A 23,347-nucleotide genomic window follows, 5' to 3' on the forward strand; every position below is an offset into this window, starting at 1 on the left:
CTTAGAGCTTGCCGGCGTCCTGGAGTATCTGCGTTGCCTTGGCGGCAGCCTCATCGAGCGCCTGCTTCGACGTCTTGTCGCCGAGGATGGCGGCCTGCAGCTCAGGATAGACGGCGTTGGATATCTCGATCCATTCCGGCGTCTGCGGTACCGGGAAGGCGTTCTTGGCGGCTTCCTGGAAGGCCTGCAGCACTTCGGTCTTGTATGGATCGGACTTCGCCTGCTCGAGGTCCCATTCCCACACCTTGGTGCGGGTGGGCAGCGGGCCGGCCGCGGCTTCCAGCTTCTGGCTGTCCTCGTTGGTCAGCCACCAGACCAGCGAAGCGGCGGCTTCCTTGTTGGCGCAGTTCTCGGTCACCGAGAAGCCATGAGCGCCGGACCAGCCGGAACGCTTGCCGGACGAACCCTTGGGCTGGACCTTGACGCCGACATTGCCGGCGATCTTGGACGACTTCGGGTCGTTGAAGAAGCCTGCCCAGCCCGGCCAATCGAGGTTGATCGCCACCGTGCCCGAAGCGAAGCCCTGGCCGAGATCGTCCCACAGGTAGTTGGTGGTGCCGGCCGGCACGGCCTTGGCCTTGTAGAGGTTGACGAACCAGTCGAGCGCCTTGACGCCGGCCTCGGAGTTGAAGGCGGGCTTGCCGTCCTTGTCGAGATATTCGCCGCCGTCGGCGATCACCATCTCGTAGAAACGGCCGTTGATCGCCTCTTCCTTGCCGGCATATTGCGTGCCGTAGAAATCGGGCGGGCTGGCGAAGAATTCCGCCTGCTGCGCCATCTCGTCGAAGGTGTCCGGCGGTGCCAGCTCCTCGCCATACTTGTCCTTGTAGGCCTTCTTCTTGGCTTCGTCCTGGTAAAGGCTCTTCTGGTAGTAGAGCGCCGAGACGTCGAACTGGGCGCGCGGCAGCATCACCAGCTTGCCGTCCAGCGTGCCGGCGGCAACGTTGGCCGGGACGAAGGCATCGATCTCTTCCTTCGGCAACAGCTTGGCGAGATCGGTGTAGATGCCAGGATATTGCGGCGCGAACGAGGTGTGGTTGGAGCCGACGCACCAGGTGATCGAGTTGGAGGCGATATCCGACTTGATCTCCTTGTCGAGATCGAAGTGGTTCTTCTTCGACAGGATGTTGACCTTGGCGCCGGTCAGCTTCTCCCACTCGGGAATGCGCTCGTAGAGCTTCTCATATTGCTGGCCGCCGATCAGCTTGGCGTCGATCGTCACGCCCGGAAATTTGCCGGGCAGATCGGCCGAAAACGCCGTGCCGCTCAGCAGCAGGCCGGCCAGGCCGGCGGAAATGCCTAGAACCAGTCTCGTCATGTTCTCCTCCCAACAGCCTGCGGCGAAGGCCCGCCGGATGCGCAGCCGATCGTTCAAGCTTCATTCATATGCAAATAGCATTTTCATTCCCGGGTCAAGCCGATTATGCTTCCCGCCGAATGAAGTTCATGCATATATGCAGATCTAAATTCACTGGAGGGGTAGGTGGCAGAGGAAGAAGACGGGGACCGCTACCGCGCGCCGGCGCTCGACAAGGGGCTGGATATTCTCGAGCTGTTGTCGAGCGTGGACGGAGGGCTGACGCAGGCGGAGATCGCCAAGCGGCTCGACCGCAGCCCGAACGAGTTCTACCGGATGCTCGACCGGCTGGTGCGGCGCGGCTATGTCACCAAGATCGACGGCGACCGCTATTCGCTGACGCTCAAGCTGTTCGGGCTGGCGCAGTTGCATGCCCCGGTGCGGCGGCTGGTGTCCTATGCGACGCCGATCATGCGGGAACTGGCCGAAACATCATGGCAGGCCAATCAATTGGTGGTGTTCGACCGCGGCGCGGCCGTGGTCATCGCGCAGCAGGAAGCGCCGCGCTATTGGGGCATTTCGATCCGCGTCGGCTCGCATATCAGCCTGTTCGACACCGGTTCCGGCCATGTGCTGCTTGCCTTCCGCTCGCCTGAGGAGCGCAAGATGATGATCGCCGAGCATCTGCAGAGCACCGAGCATCTCAACCTGACGCCGGAATTCTTCGCCCGCCTCGACCAGGTGCGCGACCGCGGCTACGAGATGATGGCGTCGCTGCAGACCGCCGGCGTCTACAATCTTTCGACGCCGGTTCTGGGGCCGGACGGCAGGGCCATCGCGGCGCTGACCATTCCCTATATCACGCTAGTCAACGCACCCATGGCGCCGGACATCACGCTGACGATCCGGCATCTGCAAGGCGCCGCCGGCAGGCTCTCGCAGCTCGCCGGATCCGATGTGCCGCAATCGTCCTAATTTCTTATTTGAATAATGGATTTTTCGGCGAGATAGTGTCTTAGGGCGGGATGAAACTCAAAGGCAGCCGGTCATCCCGCTCTAACGCTTTGTTTTTTGGAGCATGGTCTTATCCGAAAAGTCTGCAACTTTTCGGGATCATTCTCCGGGCCACGGAGGATACGCCGCCATGATCATCGACACGCATCTGCACCTCATCGACCAGGGCGCGCTTCGCTATCCGTGGCTGGCCGGCGTGCCGGCGTTGAACCGCGATTTCTCCTATGCCGAATATGCCGCCGACGCGCGGCGCTGCGGCATCGAAGCCGTGTTGCATATGGAGGTCGATGTCGACCCGGCTGACATCGCCGCCGAGACGGCGCATGTGAAGTCGATCGCCGGCCAGGCGGGCAGCCTGCTTCGCGGAGCGATCGCCTCCTGTAGGCCCGAGGAGGCCGGTTTCGAAGCCTATCTGGAAACGGTCAAGGCCGAGCCGTTCGTCAAGGGTTTCCGCCGCGTGCTGCACGTCGTTCCGGACGATCTCTCCGAAGGCGCGCTGTTTCGCCAGAACATCAAGCGGCTGGCCGGAACCGGCTTGACCTTCGATCTTGTGGTGCTGCCGCATCAGATCCCGAAGGCGATGGCGCTTGCCGACCTCGCGCCCGACGTCCAGTTCGTTCTCGACCATTGCGGCGTGCCCGATATCAAGGGCAATGCCGAGCATCCGTGGCGCGAGCATATGGAAGCAATCGCCAAGCATCCGAACGTCACAGCCAAGATCTCCGGTGTCGTCGCCTATGCCGACCCGGCGACCTGGACCGTCGAGACGCTCCGGCCCTATGTCGAGCACACGATCCGCTGCTTCGGCTGGGATCGGGTGATCTGGGGCAGCGACTGGCCGGTCTGCACGCTGGGCGGCGGACTGACAACCTGGGTTGCAGCCACGCATGCACTGCTGGCCGGCACGAGCGAGTCGGAGCGGTCGCGCCTGTTTTCGGGCAATGCGCGCCGGTTGTGGCGGCTATAGAAATCAGATCGTCGTGCGAACGTGGCGCTCGCGGCCGTAGAGCGAGACCAGAAGCAGGATGACTAGGCCGAGCGCGGCCTGCACCGTCGACGGCCGGAAGCCGAGACCGATCAGCAGCGTGTTTATTTCGGTCAACACCAGGACGCCGGCGATGGTGCCGAGATAGCTGCCGCGACCGCCGACAAGTGCTGCGCCGCCGACCACGACGGCGGCGATCGTCTGGAAGAGATAGGGCTGGCCGACATCGCCATAGGCCGAGCCGGTGAAGCCGAGCAGCAACACGCCGGCGACCGCCGCGAAGAAGGCGCTGGCCGCATAGGTGACGACCCACATGCGCAGCGGATCGATCAGCGCCAACGGCGCTGCCTCCGGGTTGCTGCCGACCGCGTAGAGCCGGCGCCCGTAGGGCGTGCGGGCAAGCACCAGCACGATCAGCGCCGTCAGAACGACGAGGCAAGGCACCAGCAAGGGCACGGGCAAGGGGCCGACCGAGCCGCCGATCGAGACGAAGCTGGACACGGCCTGCGGCGCCGAGCCGGATGGAAAACCGCCGGTCCACAGCAGCACGGCGCCCTGGACGATCATGCCGATGCCGAGCGTGACGATGAGCGGATGGATGTTGAGCCCGCGCGAGATCAGCCCGTTCAGCGCGCCGATCGCGATGGCAAGTATCCCGACAAGTACGCAGACAAGCGTGAAGTTCCAGCCCTGGCCGTAAAGCTGCGCCGCCACGACATTGGCGAAGCCGATGACGAAGGGAATGGAAAGATCGATACCGCCGAGGATGACCACCAGCGTCTGGCCGATCGAAGCGACCGCCAGCAGCGAGGCGATGACCAGCAGCGCGCGGATCGCGAAGGGCGCCGAGTAGCCGGGGATGAGCAGCGTGCCGACGATCTGCAACAGCAGCGCCATCAGGAACGCGCCGGCGATGCGGGCGTTGGTGGACTGCAACCAGTTGCTTGTCATCCGGTCAGCCTTTCCGCCTCGACAGCCGTTCCTGCACCGCCGTCAGCACCACGGCGATAACGAGGATCAGGCCATAGGCAATCTGCAGCACATAGGTCGAGACGTTGAAGGTGGTGAGCAGGCTCTGCAGCAGGAAAATGTCGATGGCGCCGATCGCGGCGCCACCTAGCCCGCCGCGCCCGCCGGCGAGGCTGACGCCGCCGAGCGCCACGGCGGCGATCGCAATCAGCGTGTAGGTCGGGCCGATATTGGGGTCGGCCGAGCCGATCAGCGAGGTGAGCATCAGTCCGGCGGAAGCGGCGAAGATCCCGGTCAGGACATAGGCGATGAGCCGTACCCGGGTCACCGGCACGCCGGCGGTATAGGCGGCGCGGTCATCGCTGCCGACGGCCATCAGCAGGTCATGATAGGGCGTGCGGCGGATGAGCAGCCAGCACAGGCCGATCAGCGCCAGCGGCACGACCGAGAGCGGCCCGGCCATCGCCTTCAGCCAGTCCGGCGCCGGACCGATGGGCGCCGGCAGGATGGTGAGCGTGACGCCGGTGAGGATGAGATAGGTGCCGAGCGTCGCCACGATCGGTTGAATGCGCAGGATCGTGGCGAGCACACCGTTCGCTGCGCCGACCGCCGCGCCAACCAGCAGGGCTGCCGGAACAATGATCCACGGCGACGAGACGCCGAGATTGAGGAACAGTACCTGGATGACCAAAGCATTGACGAAGCCCATTAGCGGACCGACGGAGATGTCGATGCCGCCGCGTCCCGCCAGGATGACGGGCGCCGAGGCGACGGCCGCGCCGATCAGCGGTGCGGCCAGCCCGAGCAGCGTGCCCCAGGACGACGGCTGAAAGCGCGCCGGATTGAGCGCGACGTTGAGCATGAGCAGGACGACGAGCATCACAGCGGCGAAGCCGACGCCACGCAGCTTGCGAAGGACCGGGTTCATGCCGCGCGTCCGAACATGGCGGCGATCACGGTATCGGTGGTCATCTCCGCGCCCGAGAACTCGGCCGACACGCGCTGCTCGCGGAACACCAGCACGCGGTGGCAAAGAAGCAATATCTCCTCGATCTCGCTGGACAGGATCATCAGGGCCATGCCCTCGGTGGCGAGGCCACGGAAGACGTCGTAAAGCACATGACGGGTCGCCACGTCGACGCCGCGCGTCGGATCGTTGAGCAGAAGGAAGCTGGGCTCCAGCGCCAGCGCCCGGGCGAGCAGCACCTTCTGCTGGTTGCCGCCGGACAGCGTCGTTATGGCCGCATCCGGACGCGGCGCGACGATGCCGAGTTTCTGCCTGTAGGCTTCATAGCGACGATGGCGTGCCGCGAAGCTCAAGAAGCCGAAGCGGCGGTCGTTCGACACGGTGGAGATGGCGAAATTGTCGAGCACCGACTGCGTCGGGAAAATGCCGGTCGAACGGCGGTCGCGCGGCAGGTAGGCGATGCCGCCGGCGACGGCCTTGCGGAAGCTGGCGATCGACCCTGCCTTGCCGTCGACGGCGATCTCGCCGGCGACCGGCCGCTCGAGCCCGGCCAGCGCACGCAGGAAGCGTTCCTGGCCATGGCCGTCGAGCCCGGCAAGACCGACGATCTCGCCTGGCGCGATCGTCAGGCTGATCGGATCGACACCGGGAGCGATGACAAGGTCGCGCACACGAAGAGCCTTTGCGTCAGCCATGCGCCAGCTCCGCGGCAGTCTGCGGCGCCATCGCGGCCAGAAGCTCGGCCGGGCTCGAGGCGCCGCGCTCCCCGGTCTTCACCACGCGGCCGGCGCGCAGGATCGATATGCGGTCGGACAAAGCCATCACCTCGTCCATGCGGTGGGTGATGAACAGGATCAGCGTGCCCGCCGCGGCCATCGCGCGCATCAGCGCGAAGACCGACTCGCGGTCGGCGAAATCGAGCGCCGCCGTCACCTCGTCGAGGATCAGGACACGCGGGTTGCGAATGACGGCGCGGGCAAGCACGACAAGCTGTCGCGCGGCAAGCGGCAGCTCGCCGCATGGCCGGTCGAGATCGATCGGCGTCACCGCGAAGCGGCCGAGTGCGGCCTGCGCCCTGGCGCGTCGCTCGCCACGCGGCACGCCGCGTCGCCAAAGGCCGTCAAGGCCGAGCAGGATGTTGTCGGTCACCGAACGATCGGGCGCGACCAGCACCTCCTGGAAGACGGTGGCGAAACCGGCGGCCTGGAAGGCGGCCGGCTGCGTGCCGGAAAACGCCTTGCCGTCGAGCAGGATCGCGCCGCCATCCGGCTGGACGATGCCGGACAACAGCTTCACCAGCGTGCTCTTGCCCGAGCCGTTCTCGCCCAGGATCGTATGGATCGTGCCGGGACGGAAGGCGATCGACGCCTCGGCCAGCGCGACGGTTTCGCCATAGCGTTTGGAAACGCCTTGGACTTCGAGCATGTGTCTTTCCAAAAACCAAGAAGCCGGCCCTTTAAGGTGTGTTGAGACACGCCTCAGCGAGGGCCGGTTTCGCTTGACATCACTTGGCGCAGGCGTCCGGCACCTTGGAATAATCCCAGCCCTTGGTCGGCGCGGGATTGGCGAAATAGGCGTCGAGCACGTCCTCCGGCATCGGGTCGGTCGGCGGCACCGGGAAGACCGAAACGGCATCCGGCGTCATGCAGTCCTTGTACCATTTGTCGAGCTCGGCGGCGTGCACCGGCGGGATCGGGATCAGCAGCGTGTTGAGCTTCGGCTTCTGGCCGTCGAGCATGCGCTCGCCGACGCGAAACAGCGTCTGCGCCGTCCAGCCCGGCAGCACGGCATGGCCCTCGAAGCGGTACTTGTCGGGATTGGCCTTCCAGTAACCGAGCGCGTCGCCGGTGATCGAGCCGGTGATCAGCGGCGCGGGCCGGCCGGCTTCGGCGAAGGCTTCGGCGACGACGCGGCTTTCGCTGCCGGTCGTCCAGACCGCGTCGATCGGCGCGGGATTGGTGGCGATAGCCTGCAACACCACGGTCTTGGTGACGTTGGCCGTCCAGTTGCCGTTGACGCTGCGCGCGACCTTGAGACCCTTGTTCTCGCCAAGCGCCTTGTCGGCGCCCTGCTTTTCCTGGACCACGATCGGATGGCCGGCGATGCCTTCGACGACCAGCACGCTGGCGTCGGGCTTTGACTTGCCGATCGCAGTCATCATGTCATAGCCCCAGCGGGCATAGTTGGAATCGACATTGATGGCATTGGGGCTGGTGATGGAGCCCGCCGCGGTGATGAAGGGGATGCCCGCTTTGGCTGCGGCGTCAACCGCATCGTCGAGCGCTGTCGCCGAGCCCGGGATCGAGGTGATGATCGAGCATTTCTTGTCGATGAAGGCGCGGATCTGGTTGATCTGCTGGCTCGGGTCGTTGTTCGAATCCGACACTTCGAAGCTCGACACCGTGCCGTCGGCGATCAGGCCCTCGACCAGCCGCTTCAGCTCCTTGGTGACCGACACGCGCCACGGGTTGCCCTGGTAGCTTTCCGAGTGGCACCACTTCCACGGCTTGGCCGGCGGCGTGAAATTATCCCAGGCCGAGGGCAGCACTTTCTGCGGCGCGCCGTCGTACTGCGCCTTGAGATCGACAGGCAGGCCGTCGATCACCGACTTCACGTCGGCGGCATGGGCGGCGAACGGAATCGAGACTATGGCGGTTGCGGCGAGCAGGCCGCGTATCAGGCTGGTCATTTTTTCCTCCCTTGGTGCACCAGAAACTAGCCGGCGGCGGCCGGCACGAAACTTTCCCTGAACAGGCGATTGATGTCGGCGACGACATGGCCGGCGTCCTGCCTGCCGGCAAGGCCTTCATTGATGCGGTCCGAAGCCCGCTGTTGGAACGCCATGTAGCCGTCGTGGCGCGGGCGGACCCAGGCGCCTTCGAGCGTCGCCCTCGTGTCGCGATAGAAGTCGCCGGTCGCGGCGTTGACGGCATCGTCCTCCCAAGCCGCGGCATGGCCGGGCTGGCCGCCGGCGGCTGCGTAAGGCCCGCGCTGCACGTCGCCGCTGGCGATCCAGTAGGCGAAGTCGATCGCCGCCTCGCGCGCGGCGGAAAAGGCCGAGACGGCGATACCGGTTCCGCCAAGCGCCGAGCCGATCGGGCCGTTGCCGCCGGCGACCGGCATGTCGGCGAAGGCAAGACGGCGCGGTCGGAAACCCGCCACCCCATAGGGAACATAACCGTAGATCAGTGGCGCGCAGGCGATGCGGGAATTGGCTTCCGCCATCCTTTCAAACACCGCTATCGGGTCCATGGTCAGGCATGCGGGATCGACGAGCGCCGCGATCTCGCGCAGAATCTCAAAGGCGGTTTCGCCGGTCTCGTCGTCGACAAGGTCGGCCGAGCCGTCGACCACGCAGGGCAAGCCAAGATCGGCGGCCAATGTGTAGAAGCACATCAGCGAATGCGGCGGCCGGAGCGGCAAGAGCACCCGGCCCTGCTCGGCAAGCGCCAGCACCTCGGTCCAGATCGCCGGCGCGACTTCGATCAGATCCGGCCGCCAGGCCTGAACCTGGCTCGCGGCATCGATCGGGAATGCCCATTGCCGGCCCTGCCAGGTGTAGCTCGGATAGGATCGGCCGACGCTTGCCCGTGCGAGCGCTTCACGGTCCGCCTCGCGTCCAAGCACATCGAGCGGTGCCAGGCATTTCTCGGCGGTGATCTGGCCGACATGCGGGTGGTCGATGACGATCAGATCATAGGCGCGGGCGAGCTCTTCCACCGGGAAGGACTCGAAATCCTGCAGCGAGCGTTTTTCCCATTCGATCGAGACGCCGGTCTTTTCCTTCCAGAGCGCCGAGCACGCCACCATCGGGTCGTAGCCGCGCGGATGGCTCCAGGTCATGCCTTTCAAAGAAACACCGCTCACAGGCCGAACTCCGCGCGGATTTTCTCGCTGTGCTCGCCGATACGAGGGGCGGCTCGATCCACTCTGGCACGGGCGCCGTCGACACGCAGCGGCGTGCGGGTGGTGAGGACCGAGACATTGTCCTCGCGTGTCACGGTCTGCAGCATGTCGAGCGTCTTGAAGCCGTCGCTTTCCATCAGTTCCGGCCAGGTCAGCACCTTGGCGCACCAGACATCGGCGGGCTCGAGGATGGCCAGCCATTCGTCGATGGTCTTTTGCCCGATGCGCCTGGCGACGATCGCCTTGATCTCGTCGCGGGCGGTGAACCAGGTCGCCGGTTTGTCGCGGAACGGGTCGAGCTCGGGCAGTTCGAGCAGGTCGGCAATCTTCGGGATCGGCGTCATCGCAATCGCCAGATAGCCGTCCTTGGCCGGATAGACGCCGTAGGGCGCCGACAGATAGGCGTGGGCGCTGCGGAAGGACGAGCGCTTCGGCAGGCGACGGCCGTCGTTGAGATGCGTGGTCAGCACCTCGAACTGGAAATCGATCAGCGCCTCGAGGAGGCTGGTCTCGACATGGCCGCCCTCACCGGTGATGCCGCGCCGCACCAGCTTGGCGAGGATGCCTTGCGCGCAGGCCGCACCCGCCAGCATGTCGGCGATCGCCAAGCCGAACGGCACAGGCCCCTGCTCCTCGTCGCCGTTCAGCCACATCACGCCGGAACGAGCCTGGGCGAGCAGGTCCTGCCCCGGGCGCTTGACCCAGGGACCGTCCTCGCCATAGCCGCTGATCGAGGCGTAGACGAGCCGGGGGTTGATCGTTCTCACATGCTCGTAGTCGAGGCCGAGCCGCTCGATGACACCCGGCCGGAAATTCTGGATGAGCACGTCGGCCCTGGCGATCAGCGCGCGCAGCATGGCGAGATCGGCCTCGTTCTTGAGATCAACGGCGAGGCTCTCCTTGCCGCGGTTGATGGCGTGGAAAATGGTGGAATCGCCGCCGATCTCGGTGTCGCTGAGATAGAGCCGGCGCGACAGGTCACCGCCATCGGGCCGCTCGATCTTGATGACGCGCGCGCCAAGGTCGAGCAGGCGCAGCGAGCAGTAGGGTCCCGACAGGAACTGGCTCATGTCGATGACGACGAGGCCGGTCAGTGGAAGTTCTTTGTCAGCGGCCACGGTTCACTTCTCGGTCTTGCCGACGAAATCGGCCGGGTTCTTGTATTTCACCGTCTGCAGATGCTCGCAGTAGAGCACCAGCTCTCCTTCACCCTTGAAGACTTCATAGCTGGCGCGGATCAGGCCCATCTCCTGGTAGCGCGGCTTTTTGTCGAGGTTGGTTCGGATCGAATAGATGGTGTCGCCGATGAAGACCGGCTTGATGAATCTGAGCTTGTCATAGCCATAGGAAAAGGCGTTGATGCAATTGGTGGCGACCAGGCCGAGTCCGGCCGAAAAGACGAAGGCGCCCGCCACCAGCCGCCGGCCGAAAATGCCTTCCTTCTCGGCGAACATCTGGTCCTGCACGTAAGGATGGATGTCCAGCACCAGCGCATTGAACATATGGCTTTCGCCCTCGGCGATGGTGCGGCGGAGCGAGCGGATTCTGTGGCCGACCTGCCAGTCCTCGTAGAACCAGTTTTCCGAATTCCAGACGGGGATATCGGCATGCGCCTCAGGCATGTCGGCAGGATGAGTCGAGGCGACGCCGACGGTCGGCGCGAATGCGCTCATGATCCTCTCCGGAAGCTTCCGGCGCGGCCTGCAAGGCGGTTCCGGGCACGATGCCGGATGGCGAGACACATGTCGCTTTCCTCCCGTCAATTTTCTTTTGTGAATAATATTTTCACATATGGGATTGCCTTGCAAGCGATGATCGGCGAAATTTTTGACAGCCGGCACGAGCGCAGCAGCGCCGGCGATGGGAGGAAGATCGATGCAAAGCGCCTGTCTTGTCTTTGTCGGCAGCCTCAACCGCGAGGCTCCCTATTTCCAGGGCGCGCGCGGCGTCGGCCTCGGCGTCTACGCTTTCGACGAGGCGACGCTTGCCGTGCAAAAGCTTGCCGAGACCGACGAGGTCGACAACCCGACCTTCCTGTCGGTGACGCCGGACGGGACGCGCATCTATGCCAATTCGGAAGTCTTCGCCTGGCGCGAGGGAACGGTCACGGCCTATCGCTTCGAGCGCGCCACGAATTCACTCGTCTATATCAACAAGCAGCCGTCGCTTGGCAGCATCGCCGCGCACAACACGATCACCCGCGACGGCGGCAAGCTGCTGGTCGCGAATTACGGCATGGGAAGCGGCGGCCCCGACAAGGCGGTCGCCGTGTTCGGCTTCGCGGCCGACGGCGGCCTGACCGCGCCGCTGGCGAGCGTGGCGCATTCCGGCACCGGCCCCAACGCCGACCGGCAGGAGCGGTCGCATGCCCACAGCGTCACCGAAACCGTTGAGGGCGGCGTTGCCATCGTCGCCGATCTCGGCATCGATCAGCTGGTCTCCTACCGGATAGAGCCCAACGGCACGCTGGTGAAGCTCGCTTCCTCGGCGCTCGCGCCCGGTGCCGGGCCGCGTCACGTCGCGCTGCATCCTAACGGCCGCTTCGTCTTCGTCATGAATGAGCTGGACTCGACGGTGGTCTCCTTGGCGCTCGACCAATCCTCAGGTCGGCTCGAGCCGATCGACACCAAGCCGGCGGTTCCAGGAGAGGCTCGCGCGCATAATCACTGCGCCGACATCCAGATCTCGCCCGACGGGCGCTTCGTCTACGGCTCCAACAGAGGCCATGACAGTGTCGCCATTTTTGCTGTCGATCAGCAGTCGGGAAAGCTCGATCCGGTCGATTTCACGCCTTGCGGCGGCGCGACGCCGCGCAACCTCGCGCTCAGCCCCTCCGGCAAGCACCTGTTTTCGGCCAACCAGAATGCCGACCGGATCTCGATCTTCGCTCGCGACGATACGAGCGGCCGGCTGACCGACACCGGCCATGCCATCGAAATCGGAACGCCGATGTGCGTGCGAATCGTCGAGGACCCGCTTCAATCCTAATCTTAGCGAGCGGAGTTCTTAGCGATTGACCCTGCTCACTGGCCGACCCGGGCGAACGAGCCGGTATAGGTCTGGCCGGCAAGCGCGTAGGTGACGTTGAGCGTTCCCGGCGACGGCATCGTGGCGGTGATGTCGGCGCCGTTCGGCAGACGTCCGAGCTTCAACGTGTTGCCGACGATCCTGCCGGAGCCGTCGGCGACACCCGGCTTGTTGTCGGCCAGGTCGCCCCATGCGTAGCTGACCGTCACCTGCCCGCCTGAAGACACGGTCAGGACCGCCAGCTTGCCGTCATACATGCCGTTGAGCTGCCCTGCCCATATGCCGGAGAATGCGGCGTATCTGGCCGGAACGCCCTTGCCGGGGGGAACGACCGCAGCCGCCTCATCCAGCACAGCCGAACTCGACGAAGCAGGAGCGGGAGCAGCGGCCGGAGCGGGTTGCGGGTCAGCAACAGGTTGCGAGCCAGCAACAGGCTGTGTGTCTGGAGTCGATTGACAAGCAGCAAGCGCGACCGCAATGCAAAGCATCGGCAAGAGATTGTTTTGTCGCGCAAGCAGACCGGAGCGAACAGGTCCCTGCGCCAGATTCCCACCCAAAGTCGGAATTCTCATAAGCATCCCTCTGACAGGAAGCCCCTTAGCCTAGTTGCGGCCACCGGCATAGGGATTTCCTCGGGCGCTTGTTTTGCGGATACGACCTGCGTTTCGCTTCCGTTGGAGCGGCTTTCCCAGGGACGATATCTCCACTTGCAAGCATCCATCGACGCTCCGTCGCGGGGCATGATGCTGGAACTCCCGCCAAAGCCCCGCGTTCCAAAAGAAACCAGTAGCGAGCGCGCTCCGCCGATCCGAGCAAAGATCGTTCGTGAATTCCTTCGAGAAGAACGCGATAAGTGCACGGAGTCCCAGCCATGGCTTTCACGCTTGAGAGTCCAGCCTTTGAAAACGGGCAGACCATTCCCGAGCCCTATGTCCGCAACGGAGGCAATTTGTCTCCTCCCCTGCGGTGGGAGAACGCGCCGGCCGGGACCAGAAGCTTCCTGCTCGTCGTCGAGGATCCCGATGCGCCGCGCGGCATGTTTCGCCATTGGGCGGTCTATGACATTGCCGCCGGGCGAGACCGCTTGCCGGAAGGCACCGCCGGACCGGAAACCTTCCGCCAAGCCGTGAACGACTTCGGCAATGCCCATTATGACGGTCCCCAGCCGCCAAAAGGGCACGGCGTTCACCATTATCACTTCCGCCTTTCAGCACTCGACGTTGAGGCGCTGGAAATCGGCAGAGAACAGGGAATCGCGAATCTTCTGGCCCAGGCGGAGCCGCATATGATCGCCACTGCCGATCTCGTCGGCACATATGAAAGCCGCTGATGCGCGATCTGACGCATCCTGTCGGCATTCGATCATGCCCCCGTTCGAACGAGGAGAAAAACAATGCCGGACAAGAAAACCATCGAAGAGGCGCGCAAGGACAAGCGCGAAGGCAAGTCGGCAAGCACGCAGGCCGGTGAATTCGTTCACGCGGAAATCGACAAAGTCCGCAAAGGCAAGCACGGCGCCCGCTCCACCAAGCAGGCGATCGCCATCGGCCTTTCGGAGGCGCGCCGCGCGGGCGTCGACCTGCCGCCCCCCAAAAGAGGAGATGTGAAGGAGAGCACGCGCAAGAGCGCCAAATATGCTTACGAGGCAGGCCAGGGCGAACGGAAGCCGAAGCGCCAGCCGAAGGTGTCGAAGGCGGTGTCGAAGGTGCTTGAGGGCGAGCCTAAGAGCACCGCCTCCCACAAGGCCCTGTCGCGACAGGCCAAGAGCGCCGCATCCGGCCGCACAGCCGAAGAGCGGTCGTCGGCGGCCAAGAAAGCCGCGCAGACCAAAGGCGCCGCGGAACGTTCGGCGGCAGCGCGCAAAGCAGCCAGAACCCGCGCCCAGCACGGTTAGGGCAATTCCAGGAGACGGTTTTCCGTTCGTGCAGCAGCTGAGGAAGGACTGTTTGGTGGAGCCAATCGGAATCGAACCGACGACCTCTTGAATGCCATTCAAGCGCTCTCCCAACTGAGCTATGGCCCCACTCCCGGCAGTCAGCCGGCGCCGTTTCCGGCGAAGAGATCCGGCGCGGTTGGGAACCGCGCCGTCGTTTAGTGCTGGCGGCTTCTAGCGCCGCCTTCGGTCAAGATCAAGCCTTGAAAAGCCGCTTTTTCGTCACAGGCCAAAATGGCCGGCAAACGAAATCAGACTTCGTCATCGTCGTCGCCGACGCCGATCATATCGGCGACGTCATCGTCCTCTTCCTCTTCGTCGGCAAGGAAGGTGTCGTCCTCATCGTCGCCAAGATCGACATCTTCTTCATCATCGCCAAGATCGGGAAGATCGTCGCCGCCACCCTTGGCCTCGTCATCGGCCTCCTCGAGCGAGACGACTTCGGCGCCTTCCTCTTCGTCGGCGTCCACTTCCTTCTCGGCGACTTCCTCATCTTCCTCGACAGCGGAAATCTTGCCTTCGTCGAAATAGGAGCGTGGATAGCTCTTGCCGGTATAGGGCGAGACGATCGGATCCTTGTTGAGATCGTAGAATTTCCGACCCGTTTCGGGGTCGACACGCTTGGTGCCAAGTTCAGCTTTTGCCACAGTAGGCCTCGTCAATAAAAGAGTGGACCCCATAACCGCAGTTTTGAGCGCTGTCAAAGCCAAAAGCCGGCATTGTAAAATGCTCGTATTCGAAGGCCTCGCGCAAGGGGATGACCATTGCGACGCACCGTGATACGAGACCGCCGCAGCATGACGAACCGAGCCGGCCAGCCGGCATTTCATTTGGAAGACAAGGATGTCTCATTCCGCCGCCGCTAAGCCAGCCACGGCCCGCAAATCCCCTGCCCTTGCCGGCACCGCGCGCGTGCCGGGCGACAAATCGATCTCGCACCGCTCGTTCATGTTCGGCGGCCTCGCCTCCGGCGAAACCCGCATCACCGGCCTGCTCGAAGGCGAGGACGTGATGCGCACGGGCGCCGCCATGAAAGCGATGGGAGCGCATATCGAAAAGAAGGGCGCCGAATGGGTGATCCGCGGCACCGGCAACGGCGCGCTGCTGCAGCCCGAAGGCCCGCTCGATTTCGGCAATGCCGGCACCGGCTCGCGCCTCACCATGGGGCTGGTCGGCACCTATGACATGGAGACCACCTTCATCGGCGACGCCTCGCTTTCCGGCCGGCCGATGGGCCGCGTGCTCGACCCGCTGCGCCAGATGGGCGTGCAGGTGCTGAAGGCAGCGCCCGGCGACCGCATGCCGATCACGCTGCGCGGCCCGAAACACGCCGCGCCCATCACCTATCGCGTGCCGATGGCCTCCGCGCAGGTGAAGTCGGCGGTGCTGCTTGCCGGGTTGAACACGCCCGGCATCACCACGGTGATCGAGCCGGTGATGACGCGCGACCATACCGAAAAGATGCTGAAGGGCTTCGGCGCCAATTTGAGCGTCGAGACCGACGAGCGCGGCGTGCGCCACATCTTCATCGAGGGCCAGGGCAAGCTCACGGGGCAGACGATCGCTGTGCCGGGCGACCCGTCCTCGGCCGGCTTCCCGCTGGTCGCGGCACTCATCGTGCCGGGCTCCGACATTACAATCGAGAACGTGCTGATGAACCCGACCCGCACCGGTCTGCTTCTGACCCTGCAGGAGATGGGCGGCAAGATCGACATCCTCAACCCGCGCAATGCCGGCGGCGAGGACGTGGCGGACCTGCGCGTGCGCTCCTCGGAACTGAAAGGCGTGGTGGTGCCGCCCGAGCGCGCGCCGTCGATGATCGACGAGTATCCGGTGCTGGCCGTGGCCGCGAGCTTCGCCGAGGGCGAGACGCTGATGCAGGGGCTGGAGGAATTGCGGGTCAAGGAATCCGACCGGCTCGCAGCGGTGGCCAACGGGCTGAAGCTCAACGGTGTCGACTGCGCCGAGGGCGAGGCTTCGCTCGCGGTGCGCGGCAGACCGGGCGGCAAGGGGCTCGGCGCGCATCCGAACGGCCATGATACGGCGGTGAAGACATATCTCGACCACCGCATCGCCATGAGTTTCCTGGTGATGGGGCTGGCGACGGAGAAGCCGGTGACGATCGACGACGCGAACATGATCGCGACGAGCTTTCCGGAGTTCATGGGGTTGATGAAGGGGCTGGGCGCGGAGATCGAGTGAGGGTGATGAGCTTGAGCCGATCTGAGACGTTGGCGGGACAGCACCCCCCTCTGTCCTGCCGGACATCTTCCCCACAAGGGGGGAGATCAGCTGTCGCATCGGCTTTCGCCAATCGCCGACGTCGCAGGATTGAGCAATGCGACAAAACTGCCAATCTCCCCCCTCGTGGGGGAGATGTCCGGCAGGACAGAGGGGGGCGCGAAGGATCGCGACGCTCGTCTTGTTCTATGCGCCCTCTATTCATGTCGGCCCGCCAATGACCCACACCTTCACCATCGCGATCGACGGCCCGGCAGGCGCGGGCAAAGGCACCCTCGCCCGGCGGTTGGCAGACCACTACCGGCTGAACCTGCTCGACACCGGCCTCACCTATCGCGCGGTTGCCCATAAGCTGCTCGAACTCGGCCTGCCGCTCGACAATGTCTCGGCGGCAGAAACCGCGGCGCGCCAAGTCAATCTCTCGAACCTCGACCGCACGGTGCTTTCGGCGCATGCGGTGGGCGAGGCGGCCTCGAAGGTCGCGGTCATCCCCACCGTACGGCGCATCTTGGTCGAGAAGCAGCGCGACTTCGCCAAAGCGCCGCCGGGCGCCGTGCTCGACGGCCGCGACATCGGCACGGTGGTGTGCCCGGACGCTGACATCAAGCTCTACGTCACGGCAAGCGCGCAGGTGCGGGCGAAGCGCCGGCTGGCCGAGATCGAGAGCATGGGCGGCAGCGCCGATTTCGCCACCATCCTTGCCGATATCGAGCGCCGCGACGAGCGCGACATGGGCCGCGCCGACGCGCCGCTGAAGCCGGCGGCAGACGCGCACTTGCTTGATACCAGCGAAATGGCTATAGAAGCCGCGTTTCTGGCGGCGATGACGATCGTTGACGACGTCCTTGCCAAGAGAAACAAGGCCTGATCAGGTTTTTCGATTGCCGTTGGCGGCGAAAATACCCATATCGGGCACGAACCAGCCTGCCAGCATTCTTCATGCGCCGGACTTGCCGCCTGAACAGCGGCCAAGGGCTTTCAGCCCGGAACGCCGGCAGGCTCACGCAACGCTAACCCACGGCGCCCGCTCCGCCAGCGCGCGGAGCATTCCAGGAGAAACAATGTCAGCTGCTAATCCGTCTCGCGACGATTTCGCGAGCATGCTCGAAGAATCATTCACCGCCGGCCATTCCGGCGAGGGCCAGGTTGTCCGGGGCACGATCACCGCGATCGAAAAGGACATGGCCATCATCGATGTCGGCCTCAAGGTCGAAGGCCGCGTGCCGCTGAAGGAATTCGGCGCCAAGGGCAAGGAATCCTCCCTCAAGGTCGGCGACACCGTCGAAGTCTATGTCGAGCGCATCGAGAACGCGCTTGGCGAAGCCATGCTGTCGCGCGAGAAGGCTCGCCGCGAGGAGAGCTGGGTGCGTCTCGAAGAGAAGTTCACCAAGGGTGAGCGCGTCGAAGGCGTCATCTTCAACCAGGTCAAGGGCGGCTTCACCGTCGACCTCGACGGCGCCGTGGCGTTCCTGCCGCGCAGCCAGGTCGACATCCGTCCGATCCGCGACGTCACCCCGCTGATGCACAACCCGCAGCCCTTCGAGATCCTCAAGATGGATCGCCGCCGCGGCAACATCGTGGTGTCGCGCCGCACCGTGCTCGAGGAGAGCCGCGCCGAACAGCGTTCGGAAATCGTGCAGAACCTCGAGGAAGGCCAGGTGGTCGAAGGCGTGGTCAAGAACATCACCGACTACGGTGCGTTCGTCGACCTCGGCGGTATCGACGGCCTGTTGCATGTCACCGACATGGCATGGCGCCGCGTCAACCATCCGACCGAGATCCTCAACATCGGCCAGACGGTCAAGGTGCAGATCATCCGCATCAACCAGGAAACCCACCGCATCTCGCTCGGCATGAAGCAGCTCGAGTCGGATCCGTGGTCGGATATCGGCACCAAGTTCCCGATCGGCAAGAAGATCAAGGGCACCGTCACCAACATCACCGACTACGGCGCGTTCGTTGAGCTGGAGCCGGGCATCGAGGGCCTCATCCACGTTTCGGAAATGTCGTGGACGAAAAAGAACGTGCACCCCGGCAAGATCCTGTCGACGACGCAGGAAGTCGACGTGGTGGTGCTCGAGGTCGATCCGGCCAAGCGCCGCATCTCGCTCGGCCTCAAGCAGACGCTGGAAAACCCGTGGCAGGCTTTCGCCTCGAGCCATCCGGTCGGCAGCCAGGTCGAGGGCGAGGTCAAGAACAAGACCGAGTTCGGCCTGTTCATCGGCCTGGAAGGCGACGTGGACGGCATGGTGCACCTTTCCGACCTCGACTGGACCCGTCCGGGCGAGCAGGTCATCGAAGAGTACAACCGCGGCGACGTGGTCAAGGCGCAGGTGCTCGACGTCGACATCGAGAAGGAGCGCATCTCGCTCGGCATCAAGCAACTGGCCCGTGACGCTGTCGGCGAAGCGGCCACCAGCGGCGAGCTGCGCAAGAACGCCGTCGTCACCTGCGAGGTCATCGGCGTGAAGGATGGCGGTCTGGACGTGCGGCTGGTCGACAGCGGCATCGAGACCTTCATCAAGCGTTCGGACCTTTCGCGCGACCGCGACGAGCAGCGCCCCGAGCGCTTCACCGTCGGCCAGAAGGTCGATGCCCGCGTCATCGCCTTCGACAAGAAGACCCGCAAGCTGCAGGTCTCGATCAAGGCGCTGGAAATCGCCGAGGAAAAGGAAGCGGTCGCCCAGTACGGCTCGACCGACTCCGGCGCCTCACTGGGCGATATCCTGGGCGCGGCGCTGAAGAAGCAGGGCAATTAAGCCAAGCCTCTTCAACTGACGAATAGCAAAAACCCGCCGGAGCGATCCGGCGGGTTTTTCTTTTGTCGGCATATCAGAGCAATTCCAGGAAAAGTGTCCGCGGTTTTCCGTCCGGAATTGCTTAAAGCAAAGAGATAGAGTTCAGGCCCGGCCGTAGAGCGGCACCAGCGTGCCGCTCATGACCTGGTTGGTAGGCGAGGCGAGGTAGGCGATCGCTTCCGCCGCGGCTTCGAGGCTGACCCATTTGGCGAAATCGGCGTCGGGCATGTCGGCGCGGTTGGCGGGCGTGTCGAGCGTCGAGGGTGCCACGGCGTTGACGAGGATGCCCTTGCCCTTCAACTCCTCGGCCATGGCCACCGTCATCGCCGCGACCGCCGCCTTGCTTGCGGCATAGGCGACCATGCCGGAGCCGCGCCTCGGATCGAGCCCGGCGCGCGCCGTGACATTGACGATGCGGCCGGCCGTGTTGGACTCCAGCATCGAGCGCACCGCGGCGCGGCTGCACAGGAAGGCCGTGCGGGCGTTGGTGTCCATCATCTCGGCGAAGGAGGCCGACTCGATCTTTTCCACCGGCGCCATGGTGAAGCCGCCGGCAAGGTGAATCGAAGCCCAGAGCTCGGGCACCTGGTGGTAGAAAGCTTCGACCTTGGCCGAATCCGACAGGTCGACATTATGCGCCAGATGCACGCTGGCGTGGGCTGCGTAAGGAAAATGCGGCGGGGCCGCCGCGTGGGCATTGGGCACGTGGCAGATCGCGCCCTGCTCCAGCAATCTACCGACAACCGCGCCGCCGAGCGCCCCAGTGCCACCCGTCACCACGACATGCCTGCCGTTAAGCGTTTCCGTCATACTTCGAGCGCTCCTGTCATTTTTTATGATTATATCTTGGGTTATGCCGCCCCAGGCTCGAACGTCGCGCCTTTCGCGTCGTCACTCAATTGAAATATCGACATGGCAGGCGCAGCGTCTTTGCATGCGTCGGACAGTGGCAGGCGGCATCATTTTGCCGGCGCCGGAAGGGCCAGCCGGCAGAGGCACCAGTCTTTCAGTCGACGGTGATTTCAATGACGCGCGGCTTGCCGGCCGCCCGGGCGCGCTTCAGCGCCACGGCAAGACCACCGGCCCCGGCCAGCCGCTCGGCCTCGATGCCATAGGCCTCGGCGAGCTTGCAGAAATCCGGCGGCGCCGGCGATACGCCGACCGGCTCGACGCCGACATCGAGCATCGAGGTCTCGATCTCGCGATAGCCGCGGTTGTTCCAGACGACGAAGATCACCGGCGCTTCGGCGTCGAGCGCGGCGCCGATTTCCGGCAAGGTGAACTGGAAACCTCCGTCGCCGGTGAGGCACACCACCGGCGCCTCGGGCACTGCAAGTGCGGCGCCGATCGCCGCCGGCGGACCGTAGCCCAACGCGCCGAAGCCCGTCGCCGCGTTGAACCAGCCGCCCGGACGGTCGTGGTCGTAATAGAGGTTGGCGGCATAGATCGGCTGGGTCGAGTCGCCGACGATGATGGCGCCCGGCAGCGCGTCGCGGATCGCCTCCACGGCGCGCACCTGCGCCAAATACTCGGGCTTCAATTCAGCCAGCGCTGCCTTGCGCGCGGCGGCCGCACGAGCCTCGCCATCGCTTGCCGCGGCATGGCCGAGCCCGATCGCCGCAAGCAGAGCCTCGATGCCTTCGGCGCAATCCGCCTGGATGCCGACCGTCACCGGCCGGCGCGCGATCTGGTCGGCGCCGATATCGATACGGATCAGGTTCGGCGGCAGCACGAAGCCGCCGTCGCCATAGCCGTCATAATCGGTCGGGCCGAATTCGGTGCCGGCGGCAATCACCAGATCGGCGTCCGCCATCGATGCACGCACTGCCTTGAGGCTGGGACTCGCCGGCACGCACAGCGGATGACCATGCAGCAGGCCACGCGCATTGGCGGTTTCGATGACGGGCGCGCCAAGCGTCGCGGCCAGACGGCGCAGCGCCGCGTCGGCCTTCCTTGCGCCGCCGCCGGCGAGGATCAGCGGCCGGCGTGCGGCCTTGATGAGCTTTGCCGCTTCGGCAATCGCCGCAGGAGCCGGAGCGGGCGGCGCGGCGTTGCTCAGCGCTGCCGCGATATCGTCGGCGGGCCTCACCATGACGTCGGTGGGGATTTCGATATGAACCGGCCCCGGCCGCTCCGACGAAAACAGCGCGAAGGCGCGGGCGAGAGCGCCCGGCAGCTGCCCGGCCTCGGTGACACGCTCGGAAGACAACGCGACCTTTTCCATCATACCGCGCTGGTCGGGCAGCTCATGCAGGAAGCCCAACCCCTTGCCCAGCGTATCGGTTGCGTTGACGCCGGAGATCACCAGCATCGGCACAGAATCGGCGCGCGCCTGGCCCATGGCGGTGATGGTGTTGGTCAGCCCCGGTCCGGTGATGACGAAGGCGACGCCGGGACGGCCGCCGGCGCGCGCATAACCGTCGGCCATGAAGCCGGCGCCCTGCTCGTGGCGCGGCGTGACGTGGCGGATCTTCGAGCGCGCCAGGCCGCGATAGAGCTCGACCGTATGCACGCCCGGAATGCCGAAGACGGTGTCGACGCCATGCGCTTCGAGCAACGTGATCAGCGCCTCGCCGATGGTGGTCATTGGTTTCCTCCCTTTTCTGGCGCCAAGCCGAGCTCGGCCTCTATGGCTTTGACGCCTATCGCCGCCAACTCGCCGGGCGAGAACATCTCTGCGGCCAGGCAGCCTTCGATCCAGAGCCCGTCGATGATCGCATTGATCGCTATGGCATGATGGCGCAGCTTGCCTGCATCCGGCTTGCGCCGCTCGGCGGCGAGCACTTCGGCCACGACCGCTTCCACCTCGTTGCGGAAGCCGAGGTAGCCTTCGCGGTGGGCACGGGCGAGCGTCGGATCCGCATTGGCGCGGCCAAGGAAGGTTGCCCAAAGCGAAAACACCCGCTGGTCGATGATCGGCGCATTGAGGTTGGCGGTGACGAAAGCCGCGAGGCGTTGGCGCGGCGAGGCGTCTTCCATGACCAATGCCGCTTTCGCCTGCTCGGTCATGCGGCCGACCAGCGCCGTATAGGCTTCCTGCAGCAATTCTTCCTTGCCTGGAAAATAGTGCCGGATCAGCCCGGCGGTGACGCCGGCCCGCAAGGCGATGGTGCGCAAGGTAGCGCCCTGAAGGCCATATTCCGCCACGCTGTCGAGCGTCGCGTCGATCAGATCCTGCCGCCGCCGCTCCTCGCCCTCACGGCGGAACTTGCGGCGCGCATTCATTGGCGCAGGATCGGCCGCGTCAGGCATGTCGGCCCGCCTTCGCAGGCGATGCAGAGCGCGTCCGCCTCGAATATATCAACCGTGCAGCCGGCGGCTTCCATCGCGGCCTTGGTCTTGGGAAAGCCTGCAACGGCGATGACCTTGTGCGGGCTGGTCGGCAGCACGTTCAGGCTGAGGCCGTTGGAAGCGGCGAACTCTTCGGCGTCGCCTTCGACCAGCCGGATGCCGCGCGCCTTCAGCATCTGGTAGAACGTAGCCGGCAGAAGCGGCGAATAGACCAGGGCAAGGTCGTCGGCCAGCGGGCTGATCACCGACATCAGATGCAGGCATGCCTCTTCGCCCTGCCACAGCGGCAGATCGAAGCCATAGACGGAAATGCCCAGCGGCGTCAGCAGGTTGGAAACCTGCTGGATGCCTTCCTGGTTGGAGCGCACACCGCGCCCGATCGCTAGCGTGCGGGCATCCACCCATACGCAGTCGCCGCCTTCGACCTGGCCAGGCGCCTCGATCCGGCCGAGGACCGGAATGCCCAGTCTCTTGTAGGTTTCCTCATGCAGCGAGGGCTCCTTGGCGCGCAATGGCTTGCCCATGGACAGGATCAGCGCGCCGCGGTCGGTCATCAGCGACGGGTCATGCGTGAACACCGAATCCGAAAGGCCGTCGGCCGTGTCCTCGATCCATTCGATCTCGGCGCCGGAAGCCGCCACCAGCTCGGCAAGCAGCGCATGCTGCGAAGCGGCCTTCGCCGGGTTGAATCCCGGGCCATAGTGCCAGGCGGCCCTGTCGGCGTCGCGCATGGCGTTGGCCGCCGACCGCATCAGAACGCGCCGTAGCGGCGCCGCCATGGACTGTGATCCGAAAGCGCTCATCGATGCCCTTTTAAGATGAAAAAAATCGTGAAAATTTCATGAAAGGCTATTTATACACTTGCGCAACAAGGCCGCAAGTGCCGTAATGAGCGGGATTGACGGGCTCGCGCTGCCGG

Annotated in this window: 23 protein-coding genes and 1 tRNA gene; 8 read left to right on the forward strand and 16 right to left on the reverse strand. The window is 64.8% G+C overall.

The genetic code is table 11. From position 1 onward, the window contains the following. Position 1: 1 nt before the first annotated feature. Complete coding sequence (locus FJ956_RS10190) at positions 2 to 1,318, reverse strand: sugar ABC transporter substrate-binding protein (protein ID WP_140684758.1); 1,317 nt, start codon at positions 1,316 to 1,318, stop codon at positions 2 to 4. Positions 1,319 to 1,483: 165 nt separating this feature from the next. On the opposite strand from FJ956_RS10190, the gene FJ956_RS10195 reads away from it, so the two are divergent. Continuing rightward, complete coding sequence (locus FJ956_RS10195) at positions 1,484 to 2,272, forward strand: IclR family transcriptional regulator (RefSeq protein WP_140684757.1); 789 nt, start codon at positions 1,484 to 1,486, stop codon at positions 2,270 to 2,272. Between the two features lie 169 nt (positions 2,273 to 2,441). Beyond that, entirely contained in the window at positions 2,442 to 3,278 is an 837-nt protein-coding gene (locus FJ956_RS10200; protein ID WP_140684756.1) for an amidohydrolase, read from the forward strand. 3 nt (positions 3,279 to 3,281) lie between these two features. Here FJ956_RS10200 and FJ956_RS10205 read toward each other — a convergent pair whose 3' ends face one another. The 8 genes from FJ956_RS10205 to FJ956_RS10240 all read right to left on the reverse strand — a co-directional run bounded on the left by FJ956_RS10205 (position 3,282) and on the right by FJ956_RS10240 (position 10,811). Then, a complete protein-coding gene (locus tag FJ956_RS10205; RefSeq protein WP_140684755.1) occupies positions 3,282 to 4,247 on the reverse strand; it encodes an ABC transporter permease in 966 nt (321 codons plus the stop codon). Between the two features lie 4 nt (positions 4,248 to 4,251). Then, positions 4,252 to 5,193, reverse strand: a complete 942-nt coding sequence (locus FJ956_RS10210; RefSeq protein WP_140684754.1) for an ABC transporter permease — start codon at positions 5,191 to 5,193, stop codon at positions 4,252 to 4,254. Continuing rightward, on the reverse strand, positions 5,190 to 5,927 hold the full coding sequence (locus FJ956_RS10215) for an ATP-binding cassette domain-containing protein (RefSeq protein WP_140684753.1): 738 nt from the start codon (positions 5,925 to 5,927) through the stop codon (positions 5,190 to 5,192). The genes FJ956_RS10210 and FJ956_RS10215 overlap by 4 nt, the downstream gene beginning before the upstream one ends. Next, complete coding sequence (locus FJ956_RS10220; protein WP_140684752.1) at positions 5,920 to 6,657, reverse strand: ATP-binding cassette domain-containing protein; 738 nt, start codon at positions 6,655 to 6,657, stop codon at positions 5,920 to 5,922. Before FJ956_RS10220 ends, FJ956_RS10215 begins: the two co-directional genes overlap by 8 nt. Before the next feature lie 79 nt (positions 6,658 to 6,736). After that, positions 6,737 to 7,921: a substrate-binding domain-containing protein gene (locus FJ956_RS10225; RefSeq protein WP_140684751.1), complete on the reverse strand. Its 1,185-nt coding sequence runs from the start codon at positions 7,919 to 7,921 to the stop codon at positions 6,737 to 6,739. A gap of 26 nt (positions 7,922 to 7,947) precedes the next feature. Next, positions 7,948 to 9,075: an extracellular solute-binding protein gene (locus FJ956_RS10230; RefSeq protein ID WP_181170408.1), complete on the reverse strand. Its 1,128-nt coding sequence runs from the start codon at positions 9,073 to 9,075 to the stop codon at positions 7,948 to 7,950. 20 nt (positions 9,076 to 9,095) lie between these two features. Further along, positions 9,096 to 10,256 carry a CaiB/BaiF CoA-transferase family protein gene (locus tag FJ956_RS10235; protein WP_140684749.1) on the reverse strand — a complete coding sequence of 387 codons (1,161 nt, stop codon included), beginning with the start codon at positions 10,254 to 10,256 and terminating at the stop codon, positions 9,096 to 9,098. A gap of 3 nt (positions 10,257 to 10,259) precedes the next feature. Continuing rightward, positions 10,260 to 10,811: a MaoC family dehydratase gene (locus FJ956_RS10240; RefSeq protein ID WP_140684748.1), complete on the reverse strand. Its 552-nt coding sequence runs from the start codon at positions 10,809 to 10,811 to the stop codon at positions 10,260 to 10,262. 202 nt (positions 10,812 to 11,013) lie between these two features. On the opposite strand from FJ956_RS10240, the gene FJ956_RS10245 reads away from it, so the two are divergent. Beyond that, positions 11,014 to 12,126 carry a lactonase family protein gene (locus FJ956_RS10245; RefSeq protein ID WP_140684747.1) on the forward strand — a complete coding sequence of 371 codons (1,113 nt, stop codon included), beginning with the start codon at positions 11,014 to 11,016 and terminating at the stop codon, positions 12,124 to 12,126. A 35-nt stretch (positions 12,127 to 12,161) separates the two neighbouring features. Here FJ956_RS10245 and FJ956_RS10250 read toward each other — a convergent pair whose 3' ends face one another. Beyond that, a complete protein-coding gene (locus FJ956_RS10250) occupies positions 12,162 to 12,518 on the reverse strand; it encodes a hypothetical protein (protein WP_246672241.1) in 357 nt (118 codons plus the stop codon). 518 nt (positions 12,519 to 13,036) lie between these two features. Between FJ956_RS10250 and FJ956_RS10255 the strand changes: the two genes are divergently transcribed. Continuing rightward, the gene (locus FJ956_RS10255) at positions 13,037 to 13,495 is read left to right on the forward strand and encodes a YbhB/YbcL family Raf kinase inhibitor-like protein (RefSeq protein WP_140684746.1); all 459 of its coding nucleotides are present in this window, start codon (positions 13,037 to 13,039) and stop codon (positions 13,493 to 13,495) included. Between the two features lie 63 nt (positions 13,496 to 13,558). Beyond that, positions 13,559 to 14,059, forward strand: a complete 501-nt coding sequence (locus FJ956_RS10260) for a DUF6496 domain-containing protein (RefSeq protein ID WP_140684745.1) — start codon at positions 13,559 to 13,561, stop codon at positions 14,057 to 14,059. 53 nt (positions 14,060 to 14,112) lie between these two features. On the opposite strand, the gene FJ956_RS10265 is transcribed toward FJ956_RS10260, so the two are convergent. Next, positions 14,113 to 14,188 (reverse strand) — tRNA-Ala (locus FJ956_RS10265). A 161-nt stretch (positions 14,189 to 14,349) separates the two neighbouring features. Continuing rightward, positions 14,350 to 14,745: a TIGR02300 family protein gene (locus FJ956_RS10270; RefSeq protein WP_140650589.1), complete on the reverse strand. Its 396-nt coding sequence runs from the start codon at positions 14,743 to 14,745 to the stop codon at positions 14,350 to 14,352. A 196-nt stretch (positions 14,746 to 14,941) separates the two neighbouring features. Here FJ956_RS10270 and aroA point away from each other — a divergent pair, with 196 nt between their 5' ends. From aroA to rpsA, 3 genes are all read left to right on the forward strand, one after another. Further along, positions 14,942 to 16,300 carry a 3-phosphoshikimate 1-carboxyvinyltransferase gene (aroA, locus tag FJ956_RS10275; RefSeq protein WP_140684744.1) on the forward strand — a complete coding sequence of 453 codons (1,359 nt, stop codon included), beginning with the start codon at positions 14,942 to 14,944 and terminating at the stop codon, positions 16,298 to 16,300. A gap of 256 nt (positions 16,301 to 16,556) precedes the next feature. After that, entirely contained in the window at positions 16,557 to 17,207 is a 651-nt protein-coding gene (gene cmk / locus FJ956_RS10280; protein WP_140683903.1) for a (d)CMP kinase, read from the forward strand. A gap of 193 nt (positions 17,208 to 17,400) precedes the next feature. Further along, complete coding sequence (gene rpsA, locus FJ956_RS10285; RefSeq protein WP_140683905.1) at positions 17,401 to 19,098, forward strand: 30S ribosomal protein S1; 1,698 nt, start codon at positions 17,401 to 17,403, stop codon at positions 19,096 to 19,098. 141 nt (positions 19,099 to 19,239) lie between these two features. Here the strand turns inward: rpsA and FJ956_RS10290 are convergent, their stop codons facing one another. The 4 genes from FJ956_RS10290 to FJ956_RS10305 form a co-directional block, all read right to left on the reverse strand. After that, positions 19,240 to 19,947 carry an SDR family NAD(P)-dependent oxidoreductase gene (locus FJ956_RS10290; protein ID WP_140683907.1) on the reverse strand — a complete coding sequence of 236 codons (708 nt, stop codon included), beginning with the start codon at positions 19,945 to 19,947 and terminating at the stop codon, positions 19,240 to 19,242. A 196-nt stretch (positions 19,948 to 20,143) separates the two neighbouring features. Next, positions 20,144 to 21,724, reverse strand: coding sequence for a 5-guanidino-2-oxopentanoate decarboxylase (locus FJ956_RS10295; protein WP_140683909.1), 1,581 nt, complete (start codon positions 21,722 to 21,724; stop codon positions 20,144 to 20,146). After that, positions 21,721 to 22,389, reverse strand: coding sequence for a TetR family transcriptional regulator C-terminal domain-containing protein (locus FJ956_RS10300; protein ID WP_140683911.1), 669 nt, complete (start codon positions 22,387 to 22,389; stop codon positions 21,721 to 21,723). The genes FJ956_RS10295 and FJ956_RS10300 overlap by 4 nt, the downstream gene beginning before the upstream one ends. Beyond that, a complete protein-coding gene (locus FJ956_RS10305) occupies positions 22,359 to 23,231 on the reverse strand; it encodes a dimethylarginine dimethylaminohydrolase family protein (RefSeq protein ID WP_140683913.1) in 873 nt (290 codons plus the stop codon). The genes FJ956_RS10300 and FJ956_RS10305 overlap by 31 nt, the downstream gene beginning before the upstream one ends. Between the last annotated feature and the right edge of the window lie 116 nt (positions 23,232 to 23,347).

This window comes from Mesorhizobium sp. B2-4-3 (assembly GCF_006442815.1).
Classification (GTDB): Bacteria; Pseudomonadota; Alphaproteobacteria; order Rhizobiales; family Rhizobiaceae; genus Mesorhizobium.

Bases quoted from the DNA above. Each gene is read 5' to 3' on its own strand.
- FJ956_RS10255 (WP_140684746.1), top strand. From the start codon at position 13,037: ATGGCTTTCACGCTTGAGAGTCCAGCCTTTGAAAACGGGCAGACCATT.
- rpsA (WP_140683905.1), top strand. From the start codon at position 17,401: ATGTCAGCTGCTAATCCGTCTCGCGACGATTTCGCGAGCATGCTCGAA.
- FJ956_RS10260 (WP_140684745.1), top strand. From the start codon at position 13,559: ATGCCGGACAAGAAAACCATCGAAGAGGCGCGCAAGGACAAGCGCGAA.
- FJ956_RS10225 (WP_140684751.1), bottom strand. From the start codon at position 7,921: ATGACCAGCCTGATACGCGGCCTGCTCGCCGCAACCGCCATAGTCTCG.
- FJ956_RS10230 (WP_181170408.1), bottom strand. From the start codon at position 9,075: ATGACCTGGAGCCATCCGCGCGGCTACGACCCGATGGTGGCGTGCTCG.
- FJ956_RS10190 (WP_140684758.1), bottom strand. From the start codon at position 1,318: ATGACGAGACTGGTTCTAGGCATTTCCGCCGGCCTGGCCGGCCTGCTG.
- FJ956_RS10290 (WP_140683907.1), bottom strand. From the start codon at position 19,947: ATGACGGAAACGCTTAACGGCAGGCATGTCGTGGTGACGGGTGGCACT.
- FJ956_RS10240 (WP_140684748.1), bottom strand. From the start codon at position 10,811: ATGAGCGCATTCGCGCCGACCGTCGGCGTCGCCTCGACTCATCCTGCC.
- FJ956_RS10210 (WP_140684754.1), bottom strand. From the start codon at position 5,193: ATGAACCCGGTCCTTCGCAAGCTGCGTGGCGTCGGCTTCGCCGCTGTG.
- FJ956_RS10220 (WP_140684752.1), bottom strand. From the start codon at position 6,657: ATGCTCGAAGTCCAAGGCGTTTCCAAACGCTATGGCGAAACCGTCGCG.
- FJ956_RS10295 (WP_140683909.1), bottom strand. From the start codon at position 21,724: ATGACCACCATCGGCGAGGCGCTGATCACGTTGCTCGAAGCGCATGGC.
- FJ956_RS10300 (WP_140683911.1), bottom strand. From the start codon at position 22,389: ATGCCTGACGCGGCCGATCCTGCGCCAATGAATGCGCGCCGCAAGTTC.
- FJ956_RS10245 (WP_140684747.1), top strand. From the start codon at position 11,014: ATGCAAAGCGCCTGTCTTGTCTTTGTCGGCAGCCTCAACCGCGAGGCT.
- cmk (WP_140683903.1), top strand. From the start codon at position 16,557: ATGACCCACACCTTCACCATCGCGATCGACGGCCCGGCAGGCGCGGGC.
- FJ956_RS10200 (WP_140684756.1), top strand. From the start codon at position 2,442: ATGATCATCGACACGCATCTGCACCTCATCGACCAGGGCGCGCTTCGC.
- FJ956_RS10305 (WP_140683913.1), bottom strand. From the start codon at position 23,231: ATGAGCGCTTTCGGATCACAGTCCATGGCGGCGCCGCTACGGCGCGTT.
- aroA (WP_140684744.1), top strand. From the start codon at position 14,942: ATGTCTCATTCCGCCGCCGCTAAGCCAGCCACGGCCCGCAAATCCCCT.
- FJ956_RS10205 (WP_140684755.1), bottom strand. From the start codon at position 4,247: ATGACAAGCAACTGGTTGCAGTCCACCAACGCCCGCATCGCCGGCGCG.
- FJ956_RS10215 (WP_140684753.1), bottom strand. From the start codon at position 5,927: ATGGCTGACGCAAAGGCTCTTCGTGTGCGCGACCTTGTCATCGCTCCC.